This window comes from Brevundimonas sp., assembly GCF_016742135.1.
Classification (GTDB): Bacteria; Pseudomonadota; Alphaproteobacteria; order Caulobacterales; family Caulobacteraceae; genus Brevundimonas.
In genome coordinates this window covers 340382-354846 of record NZ_JACVCG010000004.1, presented here as the reverse complement: position 1 = coordinate 354846, position 14465 = coordinate 340382, and the positions used below count along the sequence as shown (strand labels likewise).

At 66.2% G+C, this 14465-nt stretch carries 15 protein-coding genes; 10 read left to right on the top strand and 5 right to left on the bottom strand.

From position 1 onward, the window contains the following. Positions 1-7: 7 nt before the first annotated feature. The 4 genes from flgE to IBJ06_RS10805 all read left to right on the top strand — a co-directional run bounded on the left by flgE (position 8) and on the right by IBJ06_RS10805 (position 3800). Positions 8-1462 (top strand): flagellar hook protein FlgE, encoded by a 1455-nt coding sequence (flgE, locus tag IBJ06_RS10820; RefSeq protein ID WP_292160128.1) that lies wholly within the window; start codon positions 8-10, stop codon positions 1460-1462. 173 nt (positions 1463-1635) lie between these two features. Beyond that, a complete protein-coding gene (locus IBJ06_RS10815; protein WP_292160127.1) occupies positions 1636-1920 on the top strand; it encodes a DUF1153 domain-containing protein in 285 nt (94 codons plus the stop codon). A 157-nt stretch (positions 1921-2077) separates the two neighbouring features. Then, entirely contained in the window at positions 2078-3241 is a 1164-nt protein-coding gene (gene mnmA / locus IBJ06_RS10810; protein WP_292160192.1) for a tRNA 2-thiouridine(34) synthase MnmA, read from the top strand. Further along, on the top strand, positions 3234-3800 hold the full coding sequence (locus tag IBJ06_RS10805; RefSeq protein ID WP_292160125.1) for a hemerythrin domain-containing protein: 567 nt from the start codon (positions 3234-3236) through the stop codon (positions 3798-3800). The genes mnmA and IBJ06_RS10805 overlap by 8 nt, the downstream gene beginning before the upstream one ends. Here the strand turns inward: IBJ06_RS10805 and IBJ06_RS10800 are convergent. Next, positions 3797-4288, bottom strand: coding sequence for a helix-turn-helix domain-containing protein (locus IBJ06_RS10800; protein ID WP_123288395.1), 492 nt, complete (start codon positions 4286-4288; stop codon positions 3797-3799). The two genes, IBJ06_RS10805 and IBJ06_RS10800, sit on opposite strands and share 4 nt — an antisense overlap. 115 nt (positions 4289-4403) lie before the next feature. On the opposite strand from IBJ06_RS10800, the gene IBJ06_RS10795 reads away from it, so the two are divergent. From IBJ06_RS10795 to IBJ06_RS10785, 3 genes are all read left to right on the top strand, one after another. Next, the gene (locus tag IBJ06_RS10795; RefSeq protein ID WP_292160120.1) at positions 4404-5255 is read left to right on the top strand and encodes a thioesterase family protein; all 852 of its coding nucleotides are present in this window, start codon (positions 4404-4406) and stop codon (positions 5253-5255) included. Positions 5256-5339: 84 nt separating this feature from the next. Then, the gene (locus IBJ06_RS10790; protein ID WP_292160117.1) at positions 5340-6530 is read left to right on the top strand and encodes an acetyl-CoA C-acyltransferase; all 1191 of its coding nucleotides are present in this window, start codon (positions 5340-5342) and stop codon (positions 6528-6530) included. 119 nt (positions 6531-6649) lie between these two features. Continuing rightward, positions 6650-8962: a M1 family metallopeptidase gene (locus IBJ06_RS10785; RefSeq protein WP_292160114.1), complete on the top strand. Its 2313-nt coding sequence runs from the start codon at positions 6650-6652 to the stop codon at positions 8960-8962. Positions 8963-9010: 48 nt separating this feature from the next. Here the strand turns inward: IBJ06_RS10785 and IBJ06_RS10780 are convergent, their stop codons facing one another. Next, on the bottom strand, positions 9011-9247 hold the full coding sequence (locus IBJ06_RS10780) for a helix-turn-helix transcriptional regulator (RefSeq protein ID WP_292160111.1): 237 nt from the start codon (positions 9245-9247) through the stop codon (positions 9011-9013). Further along, a complete protein-coding gene (locus IBJ06_RS10775) occupies positions 9248-9748 on the bottom strand; it encodes a DUF2975 domain-containing protein (protein WP_292160108.1) in 501 nt (166 codons plus the stop codon). A gap of 86 nt (positions 9749-9834) precedes the next feature. Between IBJ06_RS10775 and IBJ06_RS10770 the strand changes: the two genes are divergently transcribed. The 3 genes from IBJ06_RS10770 (at position 9835) to IBJ06_RS10760 (ending at position 12068) form a co-directional block, all read left to right on the top strand. Next, complete coding sequence (locus IBJ06_RS10770) at positions 9835-10764, top strand: ABC transporter ATP-binding protein (protein ID WP_292160105.1); 930 nt, start codon at positions 9835-9837, stop codon at positions 10762-10764. Further along, positions 10761-11489 (top strand): ABC transporter permease, encoded by a 729-nt coding sequence (locus IBJ06_RS10765; RefSeq protein WP_365812545.1) that lies wholly within the window; start codon positions 10761-10763, stop codon positions 11487-11489. Before IBJ06_RS10770 ends, IBJ06_RS10765 begins: the two co-directional genes overlap by 4 nt. A 207-nt stretch (positions 11490-11696) precedes the next feature. Further along, on the top strand, positions 11697-12068 hold the full coding sequence (locus tag IBJ06_RS10760; protein WP_292160102.1) for a YkgJ family cysteine cluster protein: 372 nt from the start codon (positions 11697-11699) through the stop codon (positions 12066-12068). Here IBJ06_RS10760 and IBJ06_RS10755 read toward each other — a convergent pair. Further along, complete coding sequence (locus IBJ06_RS10755; protein ID WP_292160101.1) at positions 12065-12733, bottom strand: hypothetical protein; 669 nt, start codon at positions 12731-12733, stop codon at positions 12065-12067. The genes IBJ06_RS10760 and IBJ06_RS10755 overlap by 4 nt on opposite strands. Before the next feature lie 54 nt (positions 12734-12787). Further along, positions 12788-14404, bottom strand: coding sequence for a sensor histidine kinase (locus IBJ06_RS10750; RefSeq protein WP_292160099.1), 1617 nt, complete (start codon positions 14402-14404; stop codon positions 12788-12790). Between the last annotated feature and the right edge of the window lie 61 nt (positions 14405-14465).

Sequence of the window (14465 nt, the reverse complement as noted above, 5' to 3'; positions counted from 1 at the left end):
GTATCCCATGAGCATCAACAGTGCCCTGCTGGCCGGCGTGTCAGGTCTGACGGCCAACTCCGCCGCCCTCGCCGCCATCTCCCAGAACATCGCAAACGTGAACACGGTCGGCTACAAGCGCACGACCAGCGAGTTCGCGACCGTCGTCAACAGCCAGAGCCAGGGCAGCGGCTATTCCGCGGGCGGCGTCCAGGGCACGGCCCGCCACTTCATCAGCCAGAACGGCCAGTTGCAGCGGACCACCTCGGCCACTGATCTGGGCATCGCCGGTCAGGGCTTCTTCGTTGTGACGGAAAAGCCCGAGAACCTCGAAGTCACCGATGCCCGCCTGTTCACCCGGGCAGGCGCCTTCCGGGTCGATAACCTCGGTTATCTGAAGAACACCGCCGGCCTGTACCTGCAGGGCTGGCCCGTTGACGCCAACGGCGACATCGCCACCGATCCCTCGGACCTGTCGCGTCTGCGGACCATCAACGTCGGCTCGGTCGGCGGGACGGCCGAAGCCACCACGCGTATCCAGCTGAACGCCAACCTCAAGTCCAGTCAGGCCATCTCGACCGAGGCGACCGATGCGGCCGCGGTCCCTCCCGGCCCCACGGCCTATGATCCGCTGACCAATTCCATGGCCCTCTGGAATCCGGAAACGGGCACCGGCGTGAAACCCGATTTCGAGGTCACCATTCCGGTCTCCGATTCCAAGGGTGGCCAGCGCACCATCGCCCTCTCCTTCCTGAAGAGCACCGTACCGAACCAGTGGTACGCTGAAATCCGCGCCATCCCCGCGAGCGACGTCGTCTCGGGTGCCGGTCTGGCCAACGGCCAGCTGAAGACCGGCCTGGTCGCCTTCACCCAGGATGGGCGCCTCGATGTTGCGGCCATGGAGGCCCTGGGGGCCCAGGCCCTGTTCGACGACCCGGCCAATGCGACGCTGAATTTCGGCTCGTCCAGCTCGGGCACCCCGGCGGCGGGCGCGTTCGCCTGGGCTGCGGGTCTCGGGATCGATGACCAGACCCTGACCTTCGACCTGACCGCTGCCGCCGGCGGCCTGACCCAGTATGACAGCGCCTCGGTCGTTCAGGCCACGATCACCAACGGCACGGCGTTCGGCAATCTCAGCGAGGTCAAGATTGACGAGCGTGGCTTTGTCACCGCCATCTTCGACAATGGCGTGACCCGCCAGATCGCCCAGGTCGCCATCGCCACCTTCCCCAGCCCCGACAGCCTGACCGAGACCGCGGGCAATGCCTACCGCGTCAGCCAGGGTTCGGGCACCTTCAACCTGAAGGCGGCCGGGTCGGGCGGCGCCGGCTACATCGGGGCCTCACAGCTGGAAGCTTCCACGGTCGACCTGTCGGCCGAGTTTACCGGCCTGATCACCACGCAGCGGGCCTATTCCGCCTCGTCCAAGATCATCACCACGGCTGACGAAATGCTGGCCGAGCTGATCAGTATCAAGCGCTGACGGGTGACGGGCAGAGACCGGAAATGACACGAACAGCAGCCCTTCCTGGCCCCCGGAACGCGCCGTTTCAGCGGCGGCGCGTTAGCCGTTCCTTCACCACGACGCTTAAACGGCCTTTAGCGCCAGTCGCTTATGGTCGGGGTCAGTGATGGTGGTGAAAGAGGCATAAGCCCATGTTGCAAGAGCGACGACTGAACAAGGACGGTGAAGCCTATGTGGTAGGTCCCACGGGCACGCCCCTGACCCTGCGCGATCTGCCGCCGGTCAACACGGACCGCTGGGTGATCCGCCGCAAGGCCGAGGTCGTCGCCGCCGTGCGGGGCGGACTTCTCAGCCTGGATGACGCGCTGGCGCGTTATCGTCTGACTGCCGAGGAATTTCTGGCCTGGCAAAAGGCCATCGACAAATGGGGCATGCAGGGTCTGCGCACTACCCGCATCCAGCATTACCGCAACTAGGCTTTCTTCTCCCCGAAGGCTTGAGATGGCCGCGCCTGCGAAGCAGGGGCGGCTATCTGCGTATCCCGGCCTCGAAAATGCCGACCGGGGCCTCTATATGGCGCGCATGACCACGGTGATCACCCGTCCGCAGGATACCGCCTGCCCCATCCCCGCGATGGCTCCGGCTGACATGGACGCAGCCGTGGCGTCCGCGCGCGCGGCGGTCGGCCTGCCCGTCGGCGCGCGCGTGGTGGCCGCCATGTCGGGCGGGGTGGATTCCACCGTGGTCGCGGCCCTGCTGCACAAGGCGGGCTACGACGTCGTCGGCGTCACGCTGCAACTTTACGATCACGGCGCCGCGCTGAAGAAGAAGGGCGCCTGCTGCGCCGGTCAGGACATCCACGACGCCCGCCTGGCCGCCGATACCCTCGGCATCCCGCATTATGTGCTCGATTACGAGAGCCGCTTCCGCGAGGCGGTCATCGACCAGTTTGCCGACAGCTATCTGGAGGGGCGCACTCCCGTGCCCTGCATCCGCTGCAACCAGACGGTCAAGTTCCGCGACCTGCTGGATGTCGCCCGCGATCTCGGCGCCGAGGCCATGGCTACCGGCCACTATGTCCGCCGCTCGGTCGTCGACGGCCGGGTCCAGATGCGCAAGGCCATCGATCCCTCGCGCGACCAGTCCTATTTCCTGTTCGCCACCACACGCGAGCAGTTGGACTATCTGCGTTTTCCGCTCGCCGATCTGGAAAAGCCGCAGGTGCGCGGCGTGGCGGCTGAACTGGGCCTCCGGATCGCCGCCAAGCCCGACAGCCAGGACATCTGTTTCGTCCCGTCCGGCGATTACCGGACGCTGATCGACAAGCTGCGGCCGCAAGGGCGGGAAGCGGGCGAGATCGTGCACATGGACGGCCGGGTGCTGGGTACCCATGCGGGCATCACCGACTACACCATCGGCCAGCGGCGCGGGCTCAACGTCGCGGTGGGCGATCCCCTGTTCGTCGTGAGACTTGAGCCCGGGACCCGCCGGGTGATCGTCGGCCCGCGCGAAGCCCTGCTGACCGGTTCGCTGACGCTGGAAGAGACCAACTGGCTGGGCGATGAAGCCGACTTTGCGGCCGCCGCTGACACGGGCCGTGCCGTGCTGGCCCGTGTCCGCTCAACCCGCCCGCCGCTGCCCGCCCGGTTGTTCCGGGACGGCGATGCCCTCGGCGTCCGCTTCGATGCGGGCGAAGAAGGCGTGTCTCCCGGCCAGGCCTGCGCCCTCTACGACCCGGAAGACCCCGATCGTCTGCTGGGCGGTGGCTTCATCGCCGCGACCACCTCCTGTGTCTGACGATCTCGCGGCGCGTTCCGGCCTGCCGACGGCCTATCGGTATCTGCTCGAGGAGCTGCCCCGGCTGAGGTGGCATGAGCCGCAGGTCGGTGAGACCGCCCGGTTCTGGCTGCAGATGCACGGCCATTTCCGACACCAGACCCAAGCCATGACCCGGGTGACGTCAGGCTGGCGCTCGGGCACCCTGTCGCTGCCCGATCTGCACCGGCAGCTCATTCCGACCCTGCAGGGCTTCCTTCAGCACCTAGACGGCCACCACAACATCGAGACCCATCGCTACTTCCCGATGATGCGCCAACTGGAACCCCGCATCGGGGCCGGGATTGATCTGATGGACCGGGATCACGACGCGATCCACGCCATCCTCGAGGACCTGTTCCACTCGGGTCTGGCTTTCCATCAGGCCGTCATGGGCCACGCGGCGACGGCCCCTGACGCAGCGGCCCGCATGGCTGAAAGTCTGGACAGGGCAACGCCTCTCCTCGCCCGCCATCTCGACGATGAGGAGGACATCGTCGTCCCCCTGATCACCCGACACGCGGATCGGTTTCAGGTCTAGGCCGCGTCCTCGCGGGGCATGACATCCCCGACCGTCGGGCGGTTCTCGGCCCGGGTCAGGGCGATCTCCCGCGGTTTGACGATCTCGCTGCAGTGGTTGCAGGCGATGCGCGGGTCCAGCGAATGGCCACAGGTCTGGTGCACCATGTCGATGCCCGAGTCACAGTCGCCATAGACGTGCTTGTTGCCCCAGGCGTGCAGGGTGACCAGCACCCCGTACAGATCCTTGCCCTTGGCCGTCAGCACATATTCGTTGCGCGGTGGCCGCTCGGAATAGGGCCGAACTTCCAGAACCCCGTGCTGGACCAGCGACTTCAGCCGCGCCGCGAGCACGTTGCGGGCCAGACCCAGCCGGTCCTGCCACTGCTCAAACCGACTGACCCCCTGAAAGGCATCGCGGATGACCAGCAGGGTCCACGGGTCCCCGATCACCTCCAGGGTGGCGGCGATCGAGCAACTTTGTCTGGAGTAGTCAGCGGTGCGTCCCATGTCAGAAAGGTGACGTGGCGGCAGGCTGATTGCAAGTGGGTTGTCATTCTGGACCTTCCAACTATGCTCCGAAGTCCGTCCTTTTTCGCAATGGACCTTGCGGATGACCTTTCCCATGCCCCGTCAGACCCTGGATCAAGCTCTGGCCCTCACGCCCGGTGAGGGACTGGACCGGATCGCCGAGCTGACGGCGGACTTCTCCAATGCGCCGCTGGCCTGGCCTGCGGACAAGGGAGCTCCGTTCGGAGGGCTGATGGCCGCGCTGGCTGTTCGCGCCATGCGCGAGGGTCTCGGGATCGTCCCGCCCCTGATGACACTGACCGTTCAGTATCTCGCTGCGGCGCGCTTTGAGGACATCACCTTTTCGCCGACGCTGGATCGGGGCGGCCGTTCGGTGGCCTATGCCTCGGTGCGGGCCGGCCAACCGGGGCGACCGGCCCTGACCGCGCTCGGCACATTCGGCACCTTGGGACACGGGCCGGAGCTCCGGCCGCTCAGCCCCTCGCCGACCCCGTTCCACCAGCTGGACCCGACGCCGGTCGATCCCCGGCTTGCGCCCTGGTTCACCCGCTATATCGAGCATCGGTTCGACGGAGGACCGAAGATCGGCGGCGGCTCACCGCTGTCGGACCCGACTCTTCGGCTGTGGATGCGGACCACGGATCACAGGCCGCTGGACGAACTCAGCCTGTGCTTCCTGCTGGACGGCATCTTCCCCTCCTACATGACCGTGCTGCCCGTTCCGCCTGTCCCGTCGGCCAGCGTCGACCTGCGCTATGACCTGATCGAGCCGGTGACACCCGACACCTCGCCGGACGGCTGGGCCATCTTCCAGTTTCGCACGCGCAACGTGTCCGGCGGCTGGGCGCTGGATGACGGCATCGCCTTTGCGCCGGACGGTCGACCACTGGCCCTGGCCCGACAACGGCGCAAGCTTTTCGGGCCGCGTCGTACGCCCGGAGCTTGAGCGCACCTGCAAACAGACTTGCGTTGCAGCGCACAAAAGCCGATCTAGCCGTCTACCTGTTCTGTATCCGAGGGACCGTATCCCATGACCCAATCCAGTGATCCCGTCGTCATCGTCGCCTTTGCCCGCACCCCCATGGGTGGCTTTCAGGGCGCCCTGAGCGGCGTCAAGGCGACCGACCTCGGTGCCACCGCCGTCAAGGCGGCGGTCGAGCGTGCCGGTGTACCCGCCGACAAGGTCGAGCAGATCTTCATGGGTTGTGTGCTGCCGGCCGGTCTGGGCCAGGCCCCGGCCCGTCAGGCCGCCATCGGCGCGGGTCTGGGCAAACATGTCGAGGCCACCACCGTCAACAAGATGTGCGGCTCGGGCATGCAGGCCGCCATCATGGCCCACGATGCCCTTCTGGCCGGCACCGCCGACATCATCGTTGCGGGCGGCATGGAGTCGATGACTGGCGCCCCTTACGTCATGAACAAGCACCGTGGCGGGGCCCGCATCGGCCACGATGTGATCGTCGACACCATGTATATGGACGGTCTCGAGGACGCCTATACGCCCGGCAAGCTGATGGGCGCCTTTGCCGAGGATACCGCCGGCCAGTACCAGTTCGCCCGCGAACAGCAGGACGAATACGCCATCGAGTCCCTGCGCCGGGCCAATGCCGCCATCCAGAGCGGCGCCTTCGATGCGGAAATCACGCCGGTCGAGGTGACCAGCCGCAAGGGCACCGAAACCATCACCACCGACGAACAGCCCGGCAAGGCTCGACCGGAAAAGATCCCGACCCTCAAGCCCGCCTTTGCCAAGGACGGCACCATCACCGCCGCCAATGCCAGCTCCATCTCGGACGGGGCCGCCGCCCTGGTCATGACCCGCGAGAGCGTGGCCAGGGCCATGAACCTGCCGATCGTTGCCCGTGTCGTGGCCCACGCCGCCCACGCCCACGAGCCGGGCCTGTTCACCACCGCCCCGGTGCCCGCCATGCAGAAGGCCCTGAAGAAGGCCGGCTGGTCGGTCGAGGACGTCGACCTGTGGGAGGTCAATGAGGCCTTCGCCGTGGTCCCGATGATCGCCATGAAGGAAATGGGCATTGAGCGCGACAGGCTGAACGTCAACGGCGGTGCCTGTGCCCTGGGCCATCCGATCGGCGCTTCGGGCGCGCGCATTCTCGCCACCCTGCTGGGTGCGCTGGAAGCTCACGGCAAGACGAAGGGCGTGGCCTCGCTGTGCATCGGCGGCGGCGAAGGCGTCGCCATGGCCATCGAAAGGGTCTGACGTCCGCATGCTGGACCGGCGCGAACTCTGAGCCGCCTGCACCATTCTTCGGCTTGCACCCGCCCCCCTGCCCGCTAAGGTCGCCGCCTCCTTGGGCCGGTAAATTTTGTGGGGTTTTCATGCGCATCCGAATTCTGGTCGCGGCCTTGGCCGTGTCCACTCTTACGGCAGGGGTGGCGAGCGCCCAGGTCAGCGTGGGCGCAGTCGATCAGACGCGCGGCACCTATGAGGACAAGTTCCGCCAGTTCGAGGGCGAAGACTGGCCCAGCCCCAATGACTATCGCACCGCCTCGGGCGCGCCCGGACACCGCTACTGGCAGCAGCAGGTCGATTACGTCATCGATGTTCGGCTCGACGAGGACGCCCGGGCCCTGACCGCCAGCCAGCGGGTCACCTATCACAACAACTCGCCCGACACCCTGACCTATCTCTGGATCTTGCTGGACCAGCAGGACATGGCCGAAGGGTCGATGGCGAGCCTGGCCTCGCCCAGCTCCAGCTCGGACACCTATCAGTTCTTCGAGGCCCTCGGATTCGAACGCGCGCAGACCTGGGCCGGCGGTTTCCAGAACATCACCGTCCGGGGCACCGACGGACGCCCGCTGAACGTCACCCAGGTCGATGCCCTGCTGCGCGTGGATCTGCCACGGCCGCTGCGGCCCGGCGAGCGGGTCAGCTTCGACATGACCTATGCCATGCCCTTTGCCGAAACCATGGTGATCGGGGCGCGCAGCGGCTACGAATGCTTCCCGGGCCCGACGCCCGCCGGCAACTGCATCTTCCAGGCCGCCCAGTGGTTCCCGCGGCTGGCCGCCTATTCCGACTATGAAGGCTGGCATACCATGCCCTTCCTCGGCTCGGGCGAGTTCCCGCTCGAGTTCGGCAACTACCAGGTCTCGATCACCGTCCCGGCCGACCATGTGGTGGCCGCCTCGGGCGAGCTCCAGAACCCCGGCGACGTCCTGACCCGCGAGCAGCGCTCCCGCATGGAGCAGGCCCGCTCCGCGACCGACGCTCCGGTCTATGTGGTTACGCCGGACGAGGCCGTCGCCCGCGAACAGGGCCGCGCGACCGAAACCCGCACCTGGCGCTTCCAGGCCGAGAATGTCCGCGACTACGCCTGGGCCTCCTCGCGCGGCTTTGTCTGGGATGCCATGGCCGTCCGCCAGGACGAACCGGGTGCCGAATATCCGACGGTCATGGCCATGTCTTTCTACACCAAGGAGGCGCGGCCCATGTGGGACACCTATTCCACCCGCGCCGTGGCCCACGCCATCGACGTCTACAGCGCCTTCACCTTCCCCTACCCCTATCCGACGGCCCAGTCGGTCAACGGTCCTGTGGGCGGGATGGAGTATCCGATGATCACCTTCAACGGGGCCCGTCCGACGCGCGACGAGAACGGCAATGTGATCAATGGCGATGCGACCAAATACGCCCTCGTCGATGTGATCATTCACGAGATCGGTCACATCTGGTTCCCGATGATCATCAACAGCGACGAGCGTCAGTGGACCTGGATGGACGAGGGCATCAACACCTTCCTCGAATATCAGGCGACCAAGCTCTGGGATCCGGACTTTCCGTCCCGGGGCGAGCCGCGCGACATCGTCCGCTTCATGACGTCCGACAATCAGGTCCCGCTGATGACCCGCTATGACACGGCCCTCAATGCGGGCAATGTCGGCTATCTGAAGCCCGGCACCGCTCTGGTCGTGCTGCGCGAAACGGTCATGGGCCGCGAGCTGTTTGACCGCGCCTTCCGCGAATATGCCGAGCGCTGGAAGTTCAAGCGCGCCACCCCCTACGACTTCTTCCGCACCATGGAAGAAAGCTCGGGCATGGATCTCGACTGGTTCTGGCGCGGCTGGTTCTATTCGACCGACCACGTCGACATCTCGCTCGAGAGCGTTGTGCAGGCCCGCCTGGCCACGGACGATGATGAGGAACAGTCTGATGGGCCGCCTCCCCCCGCTGAGCCCGAGGCCGAGATCGTCGAGCCGCCCGTGCCGCTGACCATCGCCAACAACGCCGGCATGCAGACCGTGATCGAGCGCAATCCGTCGCTCGACGCCTATGACGACAACGCCGGCGGCGCCTATCCGCTGACGCCCGAGCAGCGCCGAGCCATCGGTCGCGGCGGCCGCCAGGTCATCATGCCCCTGATCCAGGAAGCCCAGGCGTTCGATTCCAATGTCTATCGTTTCCGCTTCAAGAACATCGGCGGCGTGGTGATGCCCATCATCCTGAAGCTGACCTTCGACGACGGCACCAGTGAAGTGGTCCGCATCCCGGCCGAGATCTGGCGCTACAACAGCCAGGAAGTCAGCTGGCAGTATGTGACCGACAAGACCCTGGTGCAGACCGAGGTCGACCCGAACTGGGAAACGGCCGACGCCGACCGCGCGAACAACTATTTCCCGCGTCGCTAGGCGTGACTGAGGAACAGGCCGGGGGCGCGTTCCGCGAGGGGCGCGCCCTCAGTCTTTTTCGGGCGTCGTCAGGTCAGCCGGGTCCGGCTCATAATCCAGCAGGTCGGCCGGGCGGCACCCCAGGGCCGCGCACATGCGGGCGAGGGTCGAAAAGCGGATGCCCTTAACCTTGCCCGACCGGAACAGCGACATCTGGGTCTCGCTCAGACCCACTTCAGCGGCCAGATCACGGGCGGTCCGACCGCGCTTCACCAGCACAGCATCAAGGGTGACGCGAACGGGCATTCAGATCATCTCATCCAGCTCGGCCTGAACATCGGCCGCCTGACCCAGCACCCGGCCGAGCAGGAACAGTGCCCCGCCGATCATGCCCAGGGTCATGCCGCTGACGTCGAAATGCATCCAGCCGCCCTGACCACCCTCGATGATCCGGGTCAGATTGGTCACCACGAACACGCTCCAGACCCCGCCTGTGCCGAGGGCCAGTCCGACATTGCGCAGCGCCACCACAAGCGTCGGCTGGATCAGCCGCCCCTTCGACAGCTGTCCCAGCGCCCTGCCGATCATCCAGACCGCCGCCAGATAGAAGACGGCCGGCATGGCCCAGATCACCGAACGGGTAATGTCCCAGTCATAGGGGACCGCATCGCCCCGCAGGCGCAACCATACCGGCGCAATCAGGTGCATCAGCGCCAGCAGGCTGCCGACGCTGACCACCATGAACCGCGCCAGCAACTGGAACTGGCGGCAGCGGGCACGGAACCGGGCCAGATCGTCGTGACTCATCGGGATCTCCCTGACTGAAATTTAATCTTGACTTAAATTTTGCAGCTCTGCAACTTTATATAAGAGTTAAATCACGAGACATCGACATGCTGGCTATTGAAACCCGCGACCTGCGTCGCCGCTTCGGCCCGACCCTGGCCGTCGACGGCGTCTCGCTGACCGTGCCCAAGGGCTGCGTCTACGGATTCATGGGACGAAACGGGGCGGGCAAGACCACAACGCTCAAGATGCTGCTGGGACTAATTCGGCCCGATGCAGGGACCATCCGCATCGCCGGCATCGACGCCCTCGCCGACCGGCTCGGCGCGGCCCGGTGCATGGGGGCCCTGCTGGAGGCCCACGGCTTCTACGCCCACCTGTCGGGACGCGAAAATCTGGACCTGACGCGGTCCCTGCTGGGGCTGAAACGGTCCGAGCTGGACCGGGTGCTGGACATCGTCGGTCTGCTCCCGGACGCCGGTCGTCGCGTCGGCGGGTATTCGCTGGGCATGCGCCAGCGGCTGGGGATCGCCAGGGCCCTGCTGGGCAGTCCCGAAGTCCTGATCCTCGACGAGCCGACCAATGGTCTGGACCCCGACGGCATTGCCGACATGCGCGACTTCCTGCGCACCCTGCCCGCGCGCGCCAATGCCACGGTGCTGCTTTCCAGTCACCTGCTGGGCGAGGTCGAACAGGTCGCTGACCGCGTAGGCATCATCCATCAGGGTCGGCTGGTGCTTGAGGACGATCTGGTGACCCTGCGCGCCGGTCAGGCCCCACAGCTGCGGCTGGGCTGCGATGCTCCCGATCGGGCCCGCGCCGTGATCCTTGCGCTCGGCCTGAAGCCCGGGCCGGACGACGACCGGATCGTCCTCGCTCCGGGCACCGATGTCCGCGAGACAGCCCGTGTGCTCAACCGGGCGCTCGTAGAGGCGGGTATCGGCGTGCACGAACTGAAGCCCGAGGCCCGCTCACTCGAAGCCATCTATCGCGACATCACCGCCCCTTCCCCCGTCCCGCAAAAGGAAGCTGCATGATGCTCCGCGTCCTTGCCGTCGAACTCCGCAAACTGCACCGATCGCTGGCCGCCGCCTTGGCGATTTCTGCGCCGGGGCTGATCGCCGTCTTCACCTTCTTCAACGTACTGCGCGGCAAGACGGCCCAGCCCTGGGACATGTGGATGGTCGGTGCCACCGGCATCTGGGCCTTCTTCATGCTGCCGATGAGCGCGACCGCCCTGACGGCTCTGATTGCCCACATGGAGCATGGTCCTCGCACCTGGGACCACCTCAGGGCCCTGCCCCTGCCCCGCTGGACCCTCTATGCCGCCAAGGCCGTCAGCGTCCTGCTGGTCCTGGCGCTGATGAGCGTCGGGGTCTTTTGCCTCACCTGGGCCGCCGTTAAACTGGCGGTCGTCATCAAGCCCCAACTGAGCCCGACGGGGGTGTTCGACGCCCCGGCCTATCTGACTACCCTCGGCCGGATGTATCTGGCAGCCACACTGCTTGTGGCGATCCAGTTATGGATCGCGCTGCGCTGGTCCAGCTTCGTGCCCGGTCTTGTCGTCGGCATCGGCGGGACCTTCTTTGCCGTGGTTGCGACCTCGGCGAAGATCGGCATCTTCCTGCCCTGGCAGATGCCGGTCAACATGCTGGCAACCGAGAGTTGGCGCCTGCACACCGCCCTCGGACTGGGACTGGGCGGGGGTCTGCTCGTGTTGGCCATGATGCTGTGGCACCTGTCGCGGCGCGAGGTGCTTTAGGTCAAAATCGAGCAGCCGAGCCAGTCCGCCCGCCGGTGCCATCATCAGGATCATGGTCGCCTCCTGAGTCGTAATTGATAGTCATTCTCAGGTTTGCGGATTCACCCCCATCATGGCAAGCCCTGAGGCAACAACTGCTCAATAGGCCGCTCCCTGTCCGACCCCCTCTCCCGCTCCTGCGACGACTGTGGCCTGTGCTGCAAGCTGATGGGCGTGACGGCGCTGGAAAAGCCGGCGGGTCGCTGGTGCACCCATTTCAAAAAGGCCCAAGGGTGCCGCATCTATCAAGACCGGCCCCCGGACTGCCGGGTGTTCAACTGCCTATGGCTGCTGACGGACGCACTTGATGCCGACTGGAAACCGTCTGTCTGCGGCTTCGTGCTGCATAGCGAAGCGGGAGGGGCCCGGCTGATCGTCGAATGCGACCCGACGCGCCCCCACGACTGGCGGCGTGCCCCCTACCGGGCCACGCTCGAACGATGGGCGTCCCAGGGGCAGGAAGTGCTGATCCTGACAGGTCGGACGGGTTTCAGGCTTCTGGCCGACGGCCAGACTAGACCGGTCCGGCGGGCCGGCTAGCGGGGCTCGACCGTATGGCCGATCGCATCGGCCAGGGCGCGGTCGTCGTCGCTGACCGCCGACACCCAGACGTGCAGATGTCCGCCCCCGCGCAGCCGGTAAAGGTGCTCCAGCGCCAGTGTCCGGCCACCCTCGTTGACGACGATCGAACGTCTTCCGGCCCGTTCGCGCTGGTCACCGCTGTAGATTGGAAACTGGGACTGCGGGCCCACATAAATCATCAACAGGCCCCGTCCCTCGCGTCGAACCGAAAAGATGTCGAAGTCGGGCCCTGATCGACCGGGATAGAGCCCCGCCCCTTCCGGCAGGTCGACGCGAAACGGCAAGGCCCGGCGCTCGGCGAGGGTCAGGGGCGCGGGCTCCGGCACAGGAGGGGCGGCCTGTTCGGCGACCACGGCAGTCTCCGGTGCAGCTTCTGCCTCGGCCTCTACGACTGGTGCACGCACGGGCTCGGAGTCGGGTTCAGACTGAGCTTCGGGTTCAGCTTCTGGTTCCTGGGGCGGCGGTGTCGCAATGGCGACCGGAGGGCCGCTGTTCAGATCGCGCGTGATGTCGTCGCCGTCCGTCTCCTGGGCGAGGGCAATACCGGGCGCGAAAACCAAGCCTGCCGCCAGCACAAGGCCGACGAGGGCATGAGGACGGGTGAGGAGAACCGGGGCTTTCATGCGTTGACCATCTCCCGACGGCACGCCGGGCGCAAGTCTACACATCTGCGGGGATCAGGCGGCCTGAAGCTCCACCCAGAAGGTCGCGCCCTGGCCTGGTTCAGAAACCACACCGATATCGCCCCGCTGCAACTCCACCAGCCGCTTGGCCAGAGCCAGGCCGATGCCATGACCCTCAATCGCTGACCGCTCAAGGCCCAGACGGTTGAACGGCTCGAACAGCTGCGTCTGTTTCTCGGGCGACAGGCCGGGCCCCTGGTCTATGACCTCGATGCGCACGCCGCCTGTCACGCGGCTGGCCTTCAGAATAACCACACCGCCCGATCCGCCGTATTTCACGGCATTGCTGGCCAGGTTGCTGATCACCTGGGTCAGGCGCTGCGAGTCGGCGAGCACCACCATGCCGTCGACCGCGCACTCCAGCTCGATCCGCACAGCGGCGGCGTCGGGTCGAAGCGCCGTCACGCGGGCCACATCTTCCAGGACGCCGTGCACATCCGTGGGTCGCAGATCGACCTTGATCGCACCGGACTCGGCGCGCGCCACATCCAGCAGGTCGTGGGCCAGGGCCTCGACCTGACGGGCCGTCTTGACCAGCATGTCGGCCATCTCCCGCTGGGTGTCGGTCACCGCGCCGATCTGGCCGGATTTCCACAGCTCACCGATACCGATCACCCCGCCTACCGGGCTTTTGATCTCGTGGGCCACATTGGCCAGCAAACGCGATTTGGCCGCAGAGGCGCGTTCCGCGCGCACCTGACCGGCCCTGGCACGATCCGCCAGCAGGTCCCGTTCTTCCAGCAGAGCCGCGACCAGCAGGATGGGCAGGCAACCCAACAGAATCATCACCTGCGCCAGCATGGCCCTGTCGGCGACCTCGGACAGGGTTTGCGCATAGGCGCCGTAGCCCAGCATGGCTCCACCGACAGAGGAAAGGGTCACGATCAGCAAGGCCACCGAGATTCCGAGAACCCGAAGGCGAACAGCGACGAGAATGAGCAAGGGAATGACCACAAAGCTCATGGGCACGGTCGCAAGCCAGAACACCACCCATGACGCACCGGCGAGAAGCCCCAGCAGCAATATGGCCTCGACCAGTTTCCAGGGCTGGCGCAGGACGCGCAGGTGCGTGCGGGTCAGGGCCAGACCAAAGGTTCCGAAAACAGCCAGCCCAAGCGCGTGCCCGAACCACCACGTCTGGAAGGAGGCGGCGATATCTGCGCCGTTCATCGCATAGAGGCACATGGAGGCGAACAGGGCCGCCGGAATCGGCGCCACCACGGCCGCACTCAGCAAGAACCGGGCGCATCCTTCGACCGTGCTCAGGTTCAGGCCCGGGGCGAAACGCCGCGCCAGCGTCACCGCCAGGACGATCTCCATCATATTGGCGACGGTGAACATCACCGACAGCAACGGCGGATTTCCGACCAGGAACTGCCCGGCCAGGATTCCGAGGACGATCAGACCCCCGTAGGCCAGATCGTAGATCGGCCCGCGCGAGGTTCTGAGCCAGACCACCGTGGCCAGGCCCCCGGCTCCCCACAACGCCGCGATCAGTCCCGCGGTGCGGGCGAAAGTAACCGCCACAACGATCAGCAGGGCCACGCCCACAGCGGTCAGGATCGGCACCAGAGGCTGGGCGAACACAGGTTCGTGGACGCGTTCCGTCACGGGACGCACGGTGCCCCTGACGGATACAGGCTTCGCAGGCTTTGCGATATCCAGCGCGGGG